Origin of the sequence: Streptomyces coerulescens (genome assembly GCF_042657965.1) — a bacterium.
GTDB lineage: Bacteria > Actinomycetota > Actinomycetes > Streptomycetales > Streptomycetaceae > Streptomyces > Streptomyces coerulescens.
In genome coordinates this window covers 596,890-614,585 of sequence record NZ_JBHSKM010000019.1, presented here as the reverse complement: position 1 = coordinate 614,585, position 17,696 = coordinate 596,890, and the positions used below count along the sequence as shown (strand labels likewise).

Sequence of the window (17,696 nt, the reverse complement as noted above, 5' to 3'; positions counted from 1 at the left end):
GCTCCTGACATCCCCTGCCAGTAGAAAAGGTGCCATGAACGAGGCACTGCGTGATCTCCTCGATCTGCTCGACCTGGAGCAGATCGAGGAGAACATCTTCCGCGGCCAGTCCCGCTCCGCCGTCGTCCCGCGCGTCTTCGGCGGTCAGGTCGCGGCCCAGGCGCTCGTCGCCGCCGGCCGCACGGTGCCCGCGGACCGGCCCGCCCACTCCCTGCACGCGTACTTCCTGCGCATGGGGGACCCGGGCGCGCCCATCGTCTACAACGTCGACCGGATGCGCGACGGCCGCTCCTTCACCACCCGCCGGGTGGTCGCCGTCCAGCACGGCAAGCCGATCTTCGCGCTGTCGGCGTCCTTCCAGACGTACGAGGACGGCCTGGACCACCAGGCCCCGATGGCCGCCGCGCCCGACCCGGAGACGCTCCCGACCTCCGAGGAGCGGCTGCGCGGCTACGACCACCTCGACCCGGCGGTCGTCGAACGCTTCCTGGAGGCACGCCAGGCCGTCGACCTGCGCTATGTCGAAGAGCCGCCGTACGGACAGTTCGGGGAGCCGCGCGAACCGCACTCCCAGGTCTGGTTCCGCACCAACGGCAAGCTCGCCGACGACCCGCTGCTGCACGTCGTGCTCGCCACATACGTCTCCGACATGACCCTCCTCGACTCCGTCCTGCTCGCGCACGGCCGGGGCGGCTGGGCGGTCGGGGACGTGGTCGGCGCGTCCCTCGACCACGCGATGTGGTTCCACCGGCCCTTCCGGGCCGACGAGTGGCTGCTGTACGACCAGGAGTCACCGTCGGCGTACGGCGGGCGAGGGCTCGGACAGGCGCGGATCTACACGCAGGACGGGCGGCTCGCGGTGTCCGTGATCCAGGAGGGCGTGGTCCGTGTTCCGCGCTGACGACGGCCCGGTCATGCGCGGGTGGCGTTGCGCAGCCGCGCGAACGACGTGTCCAGGCCCCGCTTCATCAGCCGGGCCGCCGGACGCTCCACGCACCGGTGCACCAGCCAGCTCAGCACCAGGAACACGGCGATCACCACGGCGACCAGCAGCCGCGGATCCATGGTGTCCCGCAGCCGGTTGATCAGCACCGTGCCCGCGAGGTAGTGCGTCAGATACAGCGGATAGGTCAGCGCTCCCGCGGTGACCAGCCACTTCCAGCGGATGCGGTCCGTGAAGCCTAGGGCGACGGCGACCATGAACAGCAGGAACACCGTGTAGATCAGCGCGCTGCCGCGCCAGCCCGAGACATGCTCGACGGACTCGATACGGCGCCCGATCTCCACCTGCGCCATCAGCCACGACAGGGTCAGCATGCCCCACAGCAGCAGGTCCTGACCGAACCGGTACATCAGGTAGAGCACCAGGCCGCCGATGAAGAACCAGGCCGCGACCGGGTTGACGATGAGGATCATCAGGCGCAGCTCGGAGATCGGCGCGAGCATCGCGGCGGTGCCCCAGACGCAGCAGAAGACGACGACTCTGCGGTAGGTGAGTCCCATGGCGACGACCACCAGGAAGAGCAGATAGAACCGCAGTTCCGTCCACAGGGTCCAGTAGACGCCGTCGACGTGCGGCGAGGCCGAACCGGACTGGAGCATCGTGAGGTTGAGCAGGATGTCCCGCATCCGCAGCCGCTCCCACACCCCCGGCAGGGCCACGATGACGGCCGTGGTGAAGGCGATGGCGAACCAGTACGCCGGATAGAGCCGGGTGACCCGTGAGACGAAGAACTGCCGGGGTGTGCGGCCCCAGCACGACATACAGATCACGAACCCGCTGATGACGAAGAAGATCTCGACGCCGATCCAGCCGTAGGTGGAGAAGCGGAACACCGTGGGCATGATCTCGGACACCGGACGGTCCCAGACGGGGTTGCCGGGCTGGTCGAGCCGTTCGGTGCCCGCGTAGTGGTGCACGGCCACCAGCAGTGCGGCGAGCAGCCGGACGCCGTCCATGACATACAGCCGGCGTCCCTCCCTGGCGGGCACCGTCTCCGCGAGGGGCGGAAGCGGCTGCGAGGGCACACGCATCGCGCCCGACGCCCGAAGCGGGGCTGTATTTCCTGTATGTCTGGTATCAAATCCGCGCATCAGCAACATCCGTTCCCCTGAGAAACTTCGTCACTTCTGTTTCCGGTTGAACAGACAGCGACGTGTCTCAGGGGGATGTGTGCAGGGGCGCGACCTCCATGAAGAAATCCCGCAGCGTTCGCCGAGATTTCAACGTGGTCGAGTACAACCCCTACTCGACCAGGCCCGCCTCGCGCAGCAGATACGCCGTCATCGGGTCGTAGTGGCGCGGGCTGATCACATGGTCGTCCAGCGGCACCACGACCTGGACCGTGCCCTCCGACTCCGCGAGGAACAGCGCCGGGTCGTTGCAGTCGGCGTAGCCGACGGAGTCGACGCCGTGCTGGCCGGCGCATCCCGCCCAGCCGTGGTCGGCCACGACGAGGTCCGGCAGCGGACGTCCTTCGCGCTCGAGTCCCGTGAGGATGGCCTTCATCGGCGCGCCGGAGTGGGTGTGCCAGAGGGTGGCGCCGTGTTCGAGGACCGCGACGTCCGCGAACTGCATGACGTAACCCTCGTCGGTCTGCAGGCCGTCGGGGATGACGACGATCTCGCAGCCCGCTGTGCGCAGCGCCGCCGCCGTCGCGCGGTGGACGTCCAGCAGACCGCCCGGGTGGCCGGTCGCGAACAGGACCCGCTGGCCGCCGTCCGCGGCCTTGCGCAGCCGGGCCGCCATCCGCTCCAGCGCGGCCACCGTCAGCTCCGGGTCGATGGTGTCCTGGCCGTGGCGGTGCTCGGCGTCGTCGTTCACCCCGACGCGCTCCGCCATCACCGCGAGCACGTCCTGCTCGTCGGTCCAGCGCTCGCCGAGCTCCAGGCCGAGCCAGTAGTGGCGGTCGCCGTTCGCCAGCTTGCGGTAGTGGGAGAGGTTGTTCTCGCGGGGAGTGGCTACGTCGCCCGCGATACGGGTTCTGACGAGGTGGTCGACGAGCTCGGCGCGGCTGGGTGTCCCGGGTATCGGCATGGTTCCCATTGTGAGGCAGACAACTACGGGAACGGCCGCGTCCGGGGTGCGTGCGACGCGGGTCACTGTGTCGATCACCGCTCGCCGTGCCGCAGGGCGAACCCACAGCTCCATTCGGGCGGCCGGGTTGCCGGGTCCGGGTCGGGCAGGGCCGGGGCCGCGCGGTGGTGGTGTGCTGGTGGGTGGTGTGTGGATCACCGCTCGCCGTGCCGCAGGGCGAACCACAGCTCCATCCGTACGTCCGGGTCGTCCAGGTCCGTGCCGAGCAGGGCCGCGCAGCGGGCGATGCGCTGGCGGACGGTGTTGCGGTGCACGGCGAGCGCCACGGCCGTACGGTCCCAGCTGCCGTGCAGGGACAGCCAGGTGCGCAGCGTCTCGGTGAGGGGCGGGGCGAGGGGTGCGAGGAGCGCGCGGGCGTGGGTCTCGGCCGCGTCGGGGGAGAGCAGGTCGGTGAGGGCGGGGCGGTGGGTGCCGTGCCGGTGCAGGGCGGTGCGGGTGGCCCGGGCACGGGACAGGGCGCGGGCCGCCTGGGCGTCGGCCGCCGGCCAGTCCCGCGCGGTCGCGGGGGCGCTGACGCCCAGGGTCCAGCCGGGCTGCGGGGCCGGTTCGCGGTCCGCCGGGACGAGGACCCGTACGACGTCCCGCGCCAGGTCGACCAGCGGGGAGCCGAGCGCCGCCCCGAGCGCGGAGGCCGCCACGGGGTCGCAGGGCGGTGCCGCGGGGCTGCCGTGCACCACGAGCCAGCGGCCGGTCCCCAGCAGCGGCGCCACCGCCTCCGGCTCGGCCCCCAGCAGCAGCCGGACGAGCGCCGACGAGCGCGCCGCCCCCGAGCCGCTCTGCTGCTCACCGGTCAGGAGGGACAGCAGCACGGCGGCGACGGAGGCGATGGTGTGGTCGCCGGCGTCCCGGTGCGGGGCGGCGACACCGAGGACGAAGCCCTGACCGGCGCCGAGGGCGTACGCGGCGAGATGGGTGCCGTCGGCGGTGTCGGTGGCGGAGGTCGGCGTTCCGGGGCCCGAGGGGCGTACGACCGCTGCGAGCTCGGCCAGGGCCCCGCGCACCATGTCCCCGGGCTCCCGTCCGGCAGCCGCGACTTCCGCCGCCCGCCCGGCGGATGCGGCTTCTGGACCCCGCCCGGCGGATGCGGCTTCTGGACCCCGCCCGGCGGATGCGGCTTCTGGACCCCGCCCGGCGGATGCGACTTCCGCCGCCCGCCCGGCGGATGCGGCTTCTGGACCCCGCCCGGCGGATGCGGCTTCTGGACCCCGCCCGGCGGATGCGGCTTCTGGACCCCGCCCGGCGGATGCGGCTTCTGGACCCCGTCCGGCGGATGCGGCTTCTGGACCCCGTCCGGCGGATGCGGCTTCTGGACCCCGTCCGGCGGATGCGGCTCCCGGACCCCGCGTCCGCCCGGTGGACGCGGCTTCCGGACCCCGCACTGCGGGCCCGGCCTCCGTTCCCCGTCCCGCTGATGTGCTCTCCGCCCCCTCCGGCCCGTACAGCACCGCCCAGCCAGCCACCCGCTGGGCGAGCTGGCGCAGTACCGCTCGTACCGGGTCCGGGCGGGAGGCCGCCGCCGACAGGCTCTGCTGAGCCTCGGTCACCCGGCGCAGTTCGGCGTGGCGGGCCTGGGCCATGAGCCGCCAGACCGCGCGGGCCACACCGGAGAAGGTGGTCTGCGGCGGGACCTCCAGGAGCGGGAGGTCGTGGGTGTCGCAGGCCTCGACCAGGGCGGGCGGCACCGTGTCGTGCACCGGGGCCAGGCCGAAGCCGAGGGCGGCTCCGCCCGCCGCGACGATCCGTGACACGTAGTCGTCGAAGTAGGTTCCCGCACCCGCCGCCTGCGGAATGTGCACACCGGCCGACAGCAGCAGCTCGCCGCCCAGCAGATAGGGGTACGGATCGGCCATCTCCGAGGTGTGCGCCCAGTGGATCGCGACGTCCCGGTCCCGCGGGCCGGCGATCTGGCGCAGGCCCAGGTCCTCACGGGCCAGGAGCGCCGACAGCAATACCGGTGGTGTGGGCGGAACAGCGGGATCCGGCATGGGATGTTTCCTACACTCGCGCAGTCTCGGATGGATGAAACGTACACTTCGCAGTCACTTTCCGGCCACCTACTGTCGTTCCAGACCGGCAGCCGCGGGTACGGGCGGATGTCCCCGCGAGCCGCTGCCGACGTCCCCACCCCCCATATGCACGACACGCCACCGGAATGTTCGTGAAGGAGGCCCCACCATGGCCGTCGATTACACCGTCATCGTCGTCTATCTGGCCGGCATGCTGGCCATGGGCTGGTGGGGCATGCGCCGCGCCAAGTCCAAGAGCGAGTTCCTGGTCGCCGGCCGCCGGCTCGGCCCCACGATGTACTCCGGCACCATGGCGGCGATCGTCCTCGGCGGCGCGTCCACCATCGGCGGTGTGGGCCTCGGCTACCAGTACGGCCTCTCCGGTGCCTGGATGGTGTTCACCATCGGCCTCGGCCTGCTCGCGCTGAGCGTCTTCTTCTCCGCCCGCATCGCCCGGCTGAAGGTCTACACCGTCTCCGAGATGCTCGACCTGCGCTACGGCGGCCGGGCCGGCGTGATCTCCGGCCTCGTCATGTGGGCGTACACCCTCATGCTCGCCGTCACGTCGACCATCGCGTACGCCACGATCTTCGACGTCCTCTTCGACATGAACCGCACCGTCGCGATCATCCTCGGCGGCTCGATCGTCGTCGCCTACTCGACGCTCGGCGGCATGTGGTCGATCACGCTCACCGACATGGTGCAGTTCGTGGTGAAGACCGTCGGTGTGCTTCTGCTGCTCCTGCCCATCGCCGTCGTCAAGGCCGGCGGATTCAGCGAGATGAAGGCCCAGCTGCCCACCGAGTACTTCGACCCGCTGGGCATCGGCGGCGAGACGATCTTCACCTACGTCCTGATCTACACCTTCGGCATGCTGATCGGGCAGGACATCTGGCAGCGCGTGTTCACCGCCCGCAGCGACAAGACCGCCAAGTGGGGCGGCACCGTCGCCGGCACCTACTGCCTCGCCTACGCCCTCGCCGGCGCCGTCATCGGCACCGCGGCCAAGGTGCTCTACCCCAAGCTCGGCAGCCCGGACGACGCCTTCGCGACCATCGTCAAGGACGAACTGCCCATGGGTGTGCGGGGCCTGGTGCTCGCCGCCGCCCTCGCCGCGGTGATGTCCACCTCCTCCGGCGCCCTCATCGCCTGCGCGACCGTCGCCAACAACGACATCTGGTCCCGGCTGCGCGGCGTGGTCCGCCCGGACGGGGACGCGCACGACGAGGTCAAGGGCAACCGGGCGTTCATCCTCATCATGGGCCTCGCCGTGATCGGTACGGCCATCGCGCTGAACAACGTCGTCGAAGCCCTGACCGTGGCCTACAACCTGCTGGTCGGCGGACTGCTCGTGCCGATCCTCGGCGGGCTGCTGTGGCGGCGCGGCACCGCGCAGGGCGCGCTCGCCTCGGTGGTGGTCGGCGGCGTCGCGGTGATCACCCTGATGGCGACCCACGGCATCCTGGCCAACGAGCCCGTGTACTACGGCCTGCTGTCCTCCCTCGCCGCGTACATCGTCGTCTCCTTGATGACGAAGCCGACCGACGCGGCCGTACTCGCCGTCTGGCGCGAGCGTCTGGCCGGGCGGTCCCCCGAACTCGCGTCCGAACCAGTCCCGGCTCGCCAGTAGAGTCATCTACAGATACCCCCATACGCAATGAAGCGTGTGAAACGTAGGAAAGAAGGCATTTCCACATGAGCAGCAACGAGACGCCCCGCGGCCCCGTCGACTCCTCCCGCATCCCGCGGTACGCCGGACCCGCGACCTTCGCCCGGCTCCCGCGCCTCGACGAGGTCGGCCGCGCCGACGTCGCCGTGGTCGGCGTGCCGTTCGACTCGGGCGTCTCGTACCGGCCGGGCGCCCGCTTCGGCGGCAACGCGATCCGCGAGGCGTCCCGGCTGCTGCGCCCGTACAACCCGGCGCAGGACGCGTCCCCCTTCGCGCTGGCGCAGGTCGCGGACGGCGGCGACATCGCGGTGAACCCGTTCAACATCAACGAGGCCGTCGAGACCGTCGAGGCCGCCGCCGACGAGCTCCTCGGCACCGGCGCCCGCCTGATGACGCTCGGCGGCGACCACACCATCGCGCTGCCGCTGCTGCGCTCGGTCGCCAAGAAGCACGGCCCCGTGGCGCTGCTCCACTTCGACGCCCACCTCGACACCTGGGACACGTACTTCGGCGCCGAATACACCCACGGCACCCCGTTCCGGCGCGCGGTGGAGGAGGGCATCCTCGACACCGAGGCGCTCTCCCACGTCGGCACCCGCGGCCCGCTGTACGGCAAGCAGGACCTCACAGACGACGAGAAGATGGGCTTCGGCATCGTCACCTCCGCGGACATCTACCGCCGCGGCGCCGACGAGGTCGCCGACCAGCTGCGCCAGCGCATCGGCGACCGCCCGCTGTACATCTCCATCGACATCGACTGCCTCGACCCGGCCCACGCACCCGGCACCGGCACCCCCGAGGCCGGCGGCATGACCTCCCGCGAACTGCTGGAGATCCTGCGCGGCCTGGCGTCCTGCAACCTGGTCTCGGCCGACGTCGTCGAGGTGGCGCCCGCGTACGATCACGCCGAGATCACGTCGGTGGCCGCGTCCCACACGGCATACGAACTGACCACCATCATGTCCCGCCAGATTGCAGAGGCCCGCGCGAAGTGACTCACGACCACGACCTGGTACTCCGCCCCACCGCAGCCCAGACGGAGGCAGCGCTGAACCCTCCCCCCGGCCGCAACGGCGGGGACCTGGTCGTGGAGACACTGGCCGCGCTCGGCACGACGACGGTCTTCGGCCTCCCGGGTCAGCACGCGCTGGGCATGTTCGACGCGCTACGGCGCTCCGACCTGCGCTACATCGGTCTGCGGGTGGAGAACAACGCCGGTTTCGCGGCGGACGCGTACGGCCGGATGACGGGCGAGGCGGCCCCGCTGCTGCTGTCGACCGGGCCGGGCGCGCTCACCTCGCTGGCCGCGCTCCAGGAGGCGGCCGCGGCCTCCGCCCCCGTGCTGGCGATCAGCAGCCAGGTCCCCACGGCGGGCCTGGGCGGCGGCCGCCACGGCTACCTGCATGAACTCCCGGACCAGGCGGCCTCGTTCCGGGGCGTGGTGAAGTCGGTCCACACCGTGCGCACCCAGTCCCAGATCCCGTCCGCGATCGAGGCGGCCTGGAAGTCGGCGCTGACGGCCCCGCACGGCCCGGTGTGGGTGGAGATCCCGCAGGACGTGCTGCTGGCCGAGACCTCGATCCCGGTGGTGACGGGAGGCGACGCGTTCCCGGACGAACTGCCGCCGCGCCCCGAACTGACAGCGGTGGCGGCCGACTTGCTCTCGCGAGCGGCTCGTCCGGCGATCATCGCGGGCGGGGGAGTGGTACGGGCGGACGCGAGCGGCAAGCTGCGGCAGCTCGCGGAGCTGATCCAGGCGCCGGTGGTCACCACCCCCGGCGGCAAGGGGGCGTTCCCCTGGAACCATCCGCTGTCGCTCCAGTCGTGGATCGAGGACCGGCACACCACGGACTTCCTGGAGGACGCGGACGTCCTGCTGGTGGTCGGCTCGGGCCTCGGTGAACTCTCCTCGAACTACCACACGTTCAAGCCGCGCGGCCGGGTCGTCCAGATCGAGGCGGACCTCGGCAAGCTGGAGTCCAACCACCCGGCCCTCGGCATCCACGCGGATGCCCGGCTCGCGCTGCAGGCGCTGCTGGAGACGGTGTCCGAGCGCACGGATCCCACCGCGCCCGAGCGGGTGGCGACGGTCCTGGCCAAGGTCGCCGAGCGCATCGCCGCCCAGGAACTCACCCTGGAACAGCAGGTGCTGGCGTCCGTACGGCGCGCCCTGCCCGACGACTCCCCGTCCTTCTGGGACATGACGATCCTGGCGTACTGGGCCTGGTCGGCCTTCGACGCCAAGGGCCCCAACCGGCTGCACTCCGCCCAGGGCGCCGGCGGCCTCGGCTACGGCTTCCCGGCGGCGCTCGGCGGTGCGGCCGCCGATCCGACCCGCCCGGTCCTCGCGGTGTCCGGCGACGGCGGCGCCCTGTACTCCATCGCCGAGCTCGCCACCGCCCGCCAGTACGACCTGAACGTCACCTGGCTCATCGTCGACGACGGCGGCTACGGCATCCTGCGCGAGTACATGACGGACGCCTTCGGCGAGGCGACGGCCACCGAGCTGACCCGGCCGGACTATGTGGCCCTGGCCGAGTCCTTCGGTGTCCCCGGGGTCCGTACGACCCCGGAGACCCTGGAGGCCGACCTGACGAAGGCCCTGTCCGAGCCCGGCCCATCGGTGGTCGTACTCCCGGCGGTGCTAAGGATGTTCGCGCCGACTCACCTGACGATGTAGAAGGCCGGCAAGGCGCCCTGGTCGCGGGTGTCGTCGACGTGGTCGCGGTTGTGGCAGGCGTCGTCCACGGCGGGGCCGGTCACCGGCAGGGCCCATGGGACGAGCGAGAGTGCCCCCCTGCACAGGTTGGTGCTGGAGTGGCCGGCGATGTTGATGCGGCCCCGGTCGCCGTCGTCGGCGTGGGCCGGGGCGGCGAGTACGAGGGCTGCCATGGTGAGCGCGGCGAGCGCGCTGATCTTCTTCATGGCCGGTCAACGCACCGGATCGTCGCAGGTCACTCCGCTGCACAGGTGGTCTGCCGATCGCCTACCAGATCGCCTCGACCCACTCCGGGTGGTCGATGAACGGGTTGCGGTTGTGCTGGTAGGTGTCGTAGATGGCCTGGTTGCGCCTCTCCTCGAAGGCGCTCGGCGGGTCCTGCTCGTTCCACGCCTTGAGGACGGAGAGCTTGCCCATGTAGGGGGCGCTGCCGTTGCCCACCTTCTCGTTGGGCTCCAGGTCGGCCCAGCCGTCGTCACCCTCGTAGCGCACGGCCATGTAGAGGATCATGCGGGCCACGTCGCCCTTGTCGGCGGCACGCGGTTCGAAGGAGTCGGAGTCGACCCGGCTGCCGCCGCCGTTGGTCACGGTGCTGCCGCCGTTGTCGAAGTCCAGGTTGCCGCGGATGCTGTTGACCTGGACGTCGGCCGGGCGCAGGTGGTGCAGGTCGGTGCCGGGGCCGATCGCCTCGCCGAAGTCGCCGTGCGACTTGGCCCAGGTGTGCTCGCGGTTCCAGTCGCCGACGTCGCCGCCGCTCAGGGACTTGCTGCGGGAGACACCGCTGTACAGCAGGATCACGTTGTTGCTGTTGTTCGGGTCCTGGTCCGTGACCTTCAGCGCGTTCCAGACCGCGGAGTACGAGATCTTGGTCTGGCTGCTGATGATCGTGTGCAGGGACGACTTCAGGCTTGCGCCCGTCTTGCCGATCGCGTTCTTGTAGTACGTCGAGTCGTAGGCGGTCGTCGTGGCGGCGGCCGGAGTCGCGGTCAGGGCGGGGGCGGTGAGTCCGACCAGGACGGCGGCCGTGGTCAGCGCCACCGACTTCCAGCGGCGGTGGGGTATGTGTGTCGCCGGCATGTGGGGTTCCCATCTACGCAGGGATCTACGCGGGTTGAACGAAGGCGGCAGACGGGAGCGTGGCATGGACATGCGGCCCTGTCGAGGGCTTGCACGTGTCCATTGGATGACGGGGAACGGCAAACCGGGGCAGCGCTACGCGAGTTGACACAGGGAAACGGCCCCTGGCGGTGAGCTGGGGGTCGTTTGGGGGGTGGGTGCCGGGTGTCGCTGGGCGATGTCCGACGGGTCGAGGCGGCAGACGGTGGGCTGGTTGCTCTCGACAGCACCACCGCGAGGGTGTGGGGTGCGTCGTTGCGAGCGAATTCACGTCATTCCCGGAGGACCCCGTGGAGTCCCTGAGTCGATGTCAGTGCGATCAGTTACGGTCGGATTCGCACACGTGATGATCAAACATGGTGACGTCGCGAGCGTCGGTGTCAGGGGGAGGTTGACGGGGGTTGGGTTACGTTCTGCCCGGCTGGCTGGACGAGATCCTGGACTTCATCGGGATCAACTGGCCGAACGTCGATGAGGACGACTACCGCGAGATGGCGGACGCGATGCGCGAGCTCGCGGAGGCTTTCGACGAGCACGCGGGCGAAGCCGTCGGTGCGGTGAACCGGCTGCTGTCCTCCAGCGAGGGCTGGGCGGTCGACGCCCTGCAGGAGCACTGGGGCAAGGTGAAGACCTCGCACCTGGAGGAACTGCCCGAAGTGGCCCGCCTTTTCGCGGACGCGATGGATGTCGTCGCGGACGTGATCTACGGCATGAAGATCAAGGCCGAGATCGAACTCGGGGCGATGGCGGCCTCCGTCGGCATCTCCATCGGCCTGGCGTTCGTCACCGGTGGCCTCTCGGCGCTGATCGGCGCTGCGGAGATCGCGGCGATGAGGGAGGCGGTGCGCCGGATCATCAAGGAGGCCGCTGACCAGATCGTCGACCAGATCATGGCGATGGTGACCGAACCGGTCGCCGCCAAGCTGGAGAAGATGATCGAGGACGTGGTGCTGGACCTGGCCGCCGACGCCATCTCTCCGGCCGATGGCGCAGAGGGCGGCGGGGCCAAGGGCGTCACGGCAATGCAGCTGAACTCAGCCGGCGGTTCGGCAGGCGGTGGTTCCGCCGGAGCGGGTGGCGGTGGTGGCGCGGGCCGGATGCGGATCGACCACGCCGAGTACGACCGGGCCGCGGGCGACCTCGGCCGGATGAGCGAGAGCTCGATGACCCGCTTGTCGGGCTCCCTGGACCGGGCCGCGGGCGCCAACAACCGCACCCGGGGCAAGGACCCCTTCACCCAGGGAATCGACAGCGTGGTCGACGGCGCCACCAAGGGTATGAAGAAGGCCGTCGAGCGGATCGTCAAGCACACCGGCGAGACCATCCCGAAGAACCTCCGCGACACGTCGGAGAACCACAAGCGCAACGAGAAGGCCAACGAGGACGCCCTGAAGAAGATCATGGGCGGCCAGGACGGCAAGGGAGGGCCTGGGTCCCCGTCGAACGCCTCCGGCGGCAACGGCGGCCCGTCCGGAGGCAAACCGGATCTGCTGAACAAGGCGCTGAACGATCCTCGGCACCACAGCACCGAGCCCAAAGACCGTACCTGCAAGGAAGATCCCATCGATGTCGCCAGCGGTCAGATGCTGCTGGAACAGACGGACCTAACCCTGCCAGGTGTGCTGCCTCTGGTCCTCAAACGCACCCACCTGTCGGACTACACTTTCGGCACTTGGTTCGGCCGCTCCTGGACCTCGACCCTGGACGAGCGCATCGAGGTCGACATCCGTAACAAGGCCGTCTGGGCGCGCGAGGACGGCACCCTGCTCGTCTACGACGGCCTGCCCACCCCGCGACAGCCGGAGGTGCTGCCGCTGGAGGGCCCTCGGATACCGCTGCGCCGCACCAGCGAACTGGGTGCTCAGCACATGGAGTTCGTCACCACTGACCCGCGCACCGGCTGGACCAAATACTTCACCCGCCCGCGCGGCGAGGGCTGGCAACTATGGCTGACAACGATCGCGGACCCACACGGCAATCAGATCGACATCCACCGCGACGGCACCGGCCTGCCCCTGTCGATCACCCACAGCGGGGGCTACGACGTCCACCTCACCGTCGACCGTGACCTGGGCAGGATCACCCAGCTTTCCCTGCGCACTGGCCCTGCCGCCGACGACACCGTGCAGGTCATGGCCTACGGCTACGATGCCTCCGGCGATCTCACCGAGGTTGTCAATTCCTCAGGAAAGCCACTGCGGTTCGACTACGACCAGGACCGGATCACCGCCTGGACCGACCGCAATAACTCCACGTACCGCTACGTCCACGATGCCGCGGGCCGAGTCGTCCGGACCGTAGGCCCGGACGGTTACTTGTCCGGCACGTTCGTCTACGACACCGCCAAACGCACCACGCTCTGGACCGACGCGCTCGGCCACAGCACGCTCTACCAACTCAACGACCGTAGCCAGATCATCGCCGAGACCGACCCGCTCGGTCACATCACGAGGCAGACCTTCGATGCCCGTGACCAACTCCTGACTCGCACCGACCCGGTCGGCCGCTCTACTGCCTACACTTGGGATGCCGACGGCAACCTCCTTGTCCGACAGCAGGCCGACGGCTCGCGGACGACCTTCATTTACAACGAGCTCGGCCTGCCCGTCTCGATCCAACGGCCGGACGGAACCGTCATGGTTCAGGAGTTCGACGAGTGCGGTAATCGCACCTCGGTCACCAACCCCATGGGTGCCACGACCCGATTCACTTATGACGACCAGGGTCACCTCACCTCGGTCGTTGACGCTCTTGGCGCAGTCAGTCGTGTGCGATGCGACGCCGCCGGCCTGCCGATCGAAACCACCGACCCGCTGGGCGCTGTAACTCGGTGCGAGCGGGATGCCTTCGGTCGCCAGACGTCGATCATCGATCCGCTGGGCGCGACCACCCGTCTGGAATGGACGGTTGAGGGCAAGCTGGCACGACGTACTCACTCGGACGGCACGGTCGAGGCCTGGATTTATGACGGTGAGGGAAATTGCCTGAGCCATACCGATACCACGGGCGCGGTCTCGCGCTTTGAGTACACCCACTTCGACTTGCTATCAGCTCGGATCGGGCCTGACAACGCACGCTATGAGTTCGAGCACGACGCAGAGCTTCGCCTCCGTAAGGTGATCAACCCGCATGGTATGGCGTGGAATTACGAGTACGACTCGGCGGGGCGACTGACGTCGGAGTCGGACTTCGATGATCGTGTCGTGACCTACAGTCACGATGCCGCAGGCGGACTCACCTGCCGGACGACACCTGCCGGTGCCGTGATCCGCTTCGAGCGGGATGCTCTGGGACGAGCAGTGGCGCGAAATGCGGAAGGTGTGGTCACCTCATATGCCTACGACCCGATGGGGCGTCTGGTCGGGGCGTACAGCCCGGATGCGGCTCTGTCCCTGGAGCGCGACGCGACGGGTCTGATCGTGGCGGAGACGGTCAATGGCCGCACGCAGCGGTATACCTACGACGCACTCGGACGGCGCGCTTCGCGAGCCACTCCGGCTGGTGCCATCAGCACCTGGACCTACGACGCCGTCGGCCGCCGCACTGAGTTGAACAGTTCCGGCCGCTCTGTGAAATTCGAACGCGATCGGGCGGGTCAGGAGTTGGCCCGCCGGTTCGGCGACAGCCTTACTCTGGTCAACACCTTTGACACTCTCGGTCGCTTGACCAGCCAGGAACTGCTCGGCCCTGCCTTGCAGAGAGTTCAGCATCGCGCCTACACCTATCGGGCCGACAGCCACCCGATCGCCGTTGACGATCACCTCGCGGGCTCCCGCAGCTTCGACCTCGATAACGCAGGCAGGGTAACTGCGGTACATGCAGACTCCTGGACGGAGACTTACGCCTACGACGCCGTCGGTAATCTCACCCAGGCGTCCTGGCCCAGTTCCATGCCCGGCCACGAAGCAACCGGGCAGCGCACCTACAGCGGTACTCGTATTCGAAGCGCCGGCGGTGTGCGCTACGAATACGATAATGCAGGACGTATCGTGCTGCGCCAGAAGGTGCGCCTGTCGGCCAAACCGGAAACTTGGCGCTACGAATGGGACGTCGAGGATCGCCTGGTTTCCGTTACTGGGCCGGATGGCACAAGGTGGCGCTACCAGTACGACCCTCTGGGGCGACGTATCGCCAAGCAGTGCCTGGCCTCGGATGGAGTCTCTGTCGCTGAGCAGGTTGACTTCACCTGGGACGGCACCACCCTGTGTGAACAGACGACGCACACTCCGGGTACACCGCAGGCAGTAACCCTTACCTGGGACCACCAAGGGCTGCGTCCGTTGGCCCAGACGGAACGGAAGTTCGTCGGCGGCAGCGCTGACCAGGCCGAAGTGGATTCGCGCTTCTACGCGATCGTCACCGACCTCGTCGGTAGGCCCACTGAACTCGTCGATGAGGGGGGCGCCATCGCCTGGCGCACCCGCGCCACTCTTTGGGGCGCCACGGCCTGGAACCGAACTGCCACGGCGTACACGCCTCTCAGGTTTCCCGGCCAGTACTTCGACGCTGAATCGGGCCTGCATTACAACTACTTCCGGACCTATGACCCCGAGACTGCCCGTTACCTCACCCCTGATCCCCTGGGGCTCGCCGCCGGACCCAATCCGCGAACGTATGTGCGAAATCCACTCGCCCAGACCGATCACTTGGGTTTGGCCCCTGACGACTGCCCGAAACGTCTCTACCGGTCGCCGAGGCTTGGTAGACGAGACGCCGCCAGGCAGGGACTCGACCCGGCGGAGCACCCAGCCACCCGCACCCCCGACGGCAAGGTTCACCAAGGAACGGCCTATCTCGGCGACGATGAAGCCGTAGCTGCGCAGTATGCGGGAGAAGGAGGGTTCGAGCCGGGTTTCTGGGAGTACACCATGAAACCAGAGTTCCGCGATGAATTCCCAGCCGATGAGTATCGTCAGCCTCACGAGAATTCGCGAGGAAGAGATGAGTACGAATGGCTCATACCTACGGACAAGATTCCTCGGTTCAACGAACTGATCGACGGGGAACCGGTTTGGTGGGATTCCATGCATGGATACTCGTCCAGGAGTCAATGAACCATGAGTGCTGAGAGAGCGCAGAGAGACGGAGAAATGACCAGCCACATCACGCCCGACCATGTTCACCCTGGCGATATCCTCAAGGGGGTCGTATCCGGGATCGTGGATTTCGGAGCATATGTAGATCTTGGAGGTGTCGAGGGTCTGATCGACCGCTTGGAGGTCTCGTGGAACCGCCAGGAGGTCTCGGCCATCCTTCACGTTGGCCAGGAGGTCACCGTGCAGGTGCTGGATGCCGACGTGCGGCACGGTGCGATTCGACTGTCTCTCCGGGCCCTCTTCCCTGACCCCATACTGGAGTTCGCCCGGGAGAAGCTTGGCGCAATCGTCCCCGCCCGTATTTCCTATACAGGCCCCATCGGCGTGCTGGCCGAGGTCGCCGACGGCCTTACAGGCCTCATTCAACCTCGGCTCCAGGAAACAAGTCCCGGTGACCCACAGCGGAAGCTCAGGCTGGGCGATCACGTTTTCGTGGAAGTGATCAGCGTGAACAGTCAAGAGCGCCGGATCGGTCTCCGGCTGTCGGCGTCGCCGTCTGCTACTCCCTGATGCATGAGACAGGGCCGACCAGTTGGCGGTCGGCAAGGAAATGCAGGGCCGTGCGAGTCACCGGAGCTTCGAGGACCCTCGCTCGCCCAAGGCGTGTGACGACTCGCCTGTCACACTTCTCCTCGCTCAGTACGTCAGGCCGAACGCGCGGATCATCACCGCCCGTTCAGGGCCTTGCCAACCGCCGCGCGTCCTCCTCGACGGCGCCCCTTGCTTCGACTCGATATGAACGATGCGCGAACGCGTCATGATCGCCCGGTCCGCCAATGACTGCTGCGTCAGCCCCGTCGTCTCACGCTGGTGCCTGAGCCTGTCGCAGTCGACGGTATGGGTCACCGACATCCGCAGCCCCGGTTCCTGTTGGCCCGGATGTGCGAGTCGCTGACCGATGTCCGTCGCATCGCCGAGGGCCGGGCGCACGTTTTCCCGGCGTACTGCCCATGGCCTGCGCCTTTCGGGGCAAGTAGTCGGCGGAACGATAGGCCGTCAGCGGGCAACTTGCGTACAACCTTTCACACGCTCTCGTTAGTCATGAGGACATGACTCATGCGAACGAGAAGTCGAGCGGCGTCGGCAGACGTGCGAGAACGGTCCTCGCGGCGGGTGTGGGCGTCGGCGTCGTCATAGCGTCCATCGCAGCCGGCACCCCGGCCGTCGCGGCGGCCGCGCCCACCGTCAGCTGTACGTCGGCCAAGGCGGGCCTCGCCGCCAAGCTGAAGAAGGACATCACCGCCGCCCTCGCCAACCGCAAGGGCACGGTCGCCGTCGGGCTGTACGACCGTTCGACGAACACCAACTGCAGCCTGCGGGCCTCGAGCGCCTACGACTCCGCCAGTGTCGTCAAGGTCACCGTGCTGGCCACGCTGCTGTGGGACGCGAAGAAGCACAACCGCTATCTCACCGACCGCGAGGCCTCGCTCAGCAAGGCCATGATCACCAAGTCGGACAACGCCGCGACCAGCACGCTCTGGAAGCAGCTCGGCATGACGAAGGTCAAGGGCTTCCTCGCGGCGGCCGGCATGACCCAGACCAAGCCCGGCGCGAACGGCTACTGGGGTCTGACGCAGATCACCGTCACCGACGAGCAGAAGCTGCTGAAGCTCATCACCGCCAAGAACACCGTGCTCAGCGACAACTCCCGCGCCTACATCCTGAAGCTGATGGGCCAGGTCGTCTCCTCGCAGCGCTGGGGCACCCCGTACGGCGTGCCGTCCGGCGTCTCCGTCGCCGTGAAGAACGGCTGGCTGTCCCGCTCCACCCACGGCTGGCGGGTGCACAGCGTCGGCGCGTTCAAGGGCGGCGGCCACGACTACATGATCACCGTGCTGACCCACGACAACAGCACCATGAACTACGGCATCGCGACGATCCAGGGCGTCGCCAAGGCCATCCACAAGGACCTCGCCGCGAGCTGAGGCGCCGAGGCCCGCGAGTACGACGCTTCATGAGCCGGTCTCCCCGGCGTCACCGACCCGCCCTACGG

13 protein-coding genes are annotated in these 17,696 nt (G+C 68.7%); 7 read left to right on the top strand and 6 right to left on the bottom strand.

Annotation, left to right across the window (positions count from 1 at the left end; genetic code table 11):
* Positions 1-34 precede the first annotated feature (34 nt).
* Positions 35-901, top strand: a complete 867-nt coding sequence (locus ACFPQ9_RS25745; RefSeq protein ID WP_380857716.1) for an acyl-CoA thioesterase — start codon at positions 35-37, stop codon at positions 899-901.
* A gap of 11 nt (positions 902-912) precedes the next feature.
* Here ACFPQ9_RS25745 and ACFPQ9_RS25740 read toward each other — a convergent pair whose 3' ends face one another.
* The 3 genes from ACFPQ9_RS25740 to ACFPQ9_RS25730 all read right to left on the bottom strand — a co-directional run bounded on the left by ACFPQ9_RS25740 (position 913) and on the right by ACFPQ9_RS25730 (position 5,082).
* The gene (locus ACFPQ9_RS25740; RefSeq protein ID WP_380857713.1) at positions 913-2,034 is read right to left on the bottom strand and encodes an acyltransferase family protein; all 1,122 of its coding nucleotides are present in this window, start codon (positions 2,032-2,034) and stop codon (positions 913-915) included.
* A 211-nt stretch (positions 2,035-2,245) separates the two neighbouring features.
* Positions 2,246-3,037: a phosphatase gene (locus tag ACFPQ9_RS25735; RefSeq protein WP_380857710.1), complete on the bottom strand. Its 792-nt coding sequence runs from the start codon at positions 3,035-3,037 to the stop codon at positions 2,246-2,248.
* Between the two features lie 194 nt (positions 3,038-3,231).
* Entirely contained in the window at positions 3,232-5,082 is a 1,851-nt protein-coding gene (locus ACFPQ9_RS25730; protein WP_380857707.1) for a PucR family transcriptional regulator ligand-binding domain-containing protein, read from the bottom strand.
* 190 nt (positions 5,083-5,272) lie between these two features.
* Between ACFPQ9_RS25730 and ACFPQ9_RS25725 the strand changes: the two genes are divergently transcribed.
* From ACFPQ9_RS25725 to ACFPQ9_RS25715, 3 genes are all read left to right on the top strand, one after another.
* Positions 5,273-6,733 carry a sodium:solute symporter family protein gene (locus ACFPQ9_RS25725; RefSeq protein ID WP_380857704.1) on the top strand — a complete coding sequence of 487 codons (1,461 nt, stop codon included), beginning with the start codon at positions 5,273-5,275 and terminating at the stop codon, positions 6,731-6,733.
* A gap of 65 nt (positions 6,734-6,798) precedes the next feature.
* A complete protein-coding gene (speB, locus tag ACFPQ9_RS25720) occupies positions 6,799-7,767 on the top strand; it encodes an agmatinase (RefSeq protein WP_380857701.1) in 969 nt (322 codons plus the stop codon).
* A complete protein-coding gene (locus ACFPQ9_RS25715; RefSeq protein WP_380857698.1) occupies positions 7,764-9,452 on the top strand; it encodes a thiamine pyrophosphate-binding protein in 1,689 nt (562 codons plus the stop codon). The genes speB and ACFPQ9_RS25715 overlap by 4 nt, the downstream gene beginning before the upstream one ends.
* Here the strand turns inward: ACFPQ9_RS25715 and ACFPQ9_RS25710 are convergent.
* Both ACFPQ9_RS25710 and ACFPQ9_RS25705 read right to left on the bottom strand, forming a co-directional pair.
* Complete coding sequence (locus ACFPQ9_RS25710) at positions 9,437-9,697, bottom strand: hypothetical protein (RefSeq protein ID WP_380857695.1); 261 nt, start codon at positions 9,695-9,697, stop codon at positions 9,437-9,439. The two genes, ACFPQ9_RS25715 and ACFPQ9_RS25710, sit on opposite strands and share 16 nt — an antisense overlap.
* 61 nt (positions 9,698-9,758) lie before the next feature.
* Positions 9,759-10,568 (bottom strand): endonuclease I family protein, encoded by an 810-nt coding sequence (locus tag ACFPQ9_RS25705; protein WP_380857692.1) that lies wholly within the window; start codon positions 10,566-10,568, stop codon positions 9,759-9,761.
* 440 nt (positions 10,569-11,008) lie between these two features.
* Here ACFPQ9_RS25705 and ACFPQ9_RS25700 point away from each other — a divergent pair, with 440 nt between their 5' ends.
* Both ACFPQ9_RS25700 and ACFPQ9_RS25695 read left to right on the top strand, forming a co-directional pair.
* Positions 11,009-15,661, top strand: a complete 4,653-nt coding sequence (locus ACFPQ9_RS25700; protein WP_380857689.1) for a DUF6531 domain-containing protein — start codon at positions 11,009-11,011, stop codon at positions 15,659-15,661.
* Between the two features lie 36 nt (positions 15,662-15,697).
* Positions 15,698-16,213 carry a S1 RNA-binding domain-containing protein gene (locus ACFPQ9_RS25695; protein WP_380857687.1) on the top strand — a complete coding sequence of 172 codons (516 nt, stop codon included), beginning with the start codon at positions 15,698-15,700 and terminating at the stop codon, positions 16,211-16,213.
* Between the two features lie 126 nt (positions 16,214-16,339).
* Here ACFPQ9_RS25695 and ACFPQ9_RS25690 read toward each other — a convergent pair whose 3' ends face one another.
* Positions 16,340-16,633 carry a helix-turn-helix domain-containing protein gene (locus ACFPQ9_RS25690; protein WP_380857685.1) on the bottom strand — a complete coding sequence of 98 codons (294 nt, stop codon included), beginning with the start codon at positions 16,631-16,633 and terminating at the stop codon, positions 16,340-16,342.
* Between the two features lie 119 nt (positions 16,634-16,752).
* Here ACFPQ9_RS25690 and ACFPQ9_RS25685 point away from each other — a divergent pair, with 119 nt between their 5' ends.
* On the top strand, positions 16,753-17,628 hold the full coding sequence (locus ACFPQ9_RS25685; protein ID WP_380857683.1) for a serine hydrolase: 876 nt from the start codon (positions 16,753-16,755) through the stop codon (positions 17,626-17,628).
* The last annotated feature ends 68 nt before the right edge of the window (positions 17,629-17,696 follow it).

What these genes read in the sequence shown, in the direction of transcription:
- ACFPQ9_RS25730 (WP_380857707.1), bottom strand. Translation starts at nt 5,082, where the DNA reads ATGCCGGATCCCGCTGTTCCGCCCACACCACCGGTATTGCTGTCGGCG.
- ACFPQ9_RS25695 (WP_380857687.1), top strand. Translation starts at nt 15,698, where the DNA reads ATGACCAGCCACATCACGCCCGACCATGTTCACCCTGGCGATATCCTC.
- ACFPQ9_RS25740 (WP_380857713.1), bottom strand. Translation starts at nt 2,034, where the DNA reads ATGCGTGTGCCCTCGCAGCCGCTTCCGCCCCTCGCGGAGACGGTGCCC.
- speB (WP_380857701.1), top strand. Translation starts at nt 6,799, where the DNA reads ATGAGCAGCAACGAGACGCCCCGCGGCCCCGTCGACTCCTCCCGCATC.
- ACFPQ9_RS25710 (WP_380857695.1), bottom strand. Translation starts at nt 9,697, where the DNA reads ATGAAGAAGATCAGCGCGCTCGCCGCGCTCACCATGGCAGCCCTCGTA.
- ACFPQ9_RS25745 (WP_380857716.1), top strand. Translation starts at nt 35, where the DNA reads ATGAACGAGGCACTGCGTGATCTCCTCGATCTGCTCGACCTGGAGCAG.
- ACFPQ9_RS25735 (WP_380857710.1), bottom strand. Translation starts at nt 3,037, where the DNA reads ATGCCGATACCCGGGACACCCAGCCGCGCCGAGCTCGTCGACCACCTC.
- ACFPQ9_RS25685 (WP_380857683.1), top strand. Translation starts at nt 16,753, where the DNA reads ATGACTCATGCGAACGAGAAGTCGAGCGGCGTCGGCAGACGTGCGAGA.
- ACFPQ9_RS25705 (WP_380857692.1), bottom strand. Translation starts at nt 10,568, where the DNA reads ATGCCGGCGACACACATACCCCACCGCCGCTGGAAGTCGGTGGCGCTG.
- ACFPQ9_RS25725 (WP_380857704.1), top strand. Translation starts at nt 5,273, where the DNA reads ATGGCCGTCGATTACACCGTCATCGTCGTCTATCTGGCCGGCATGCTG.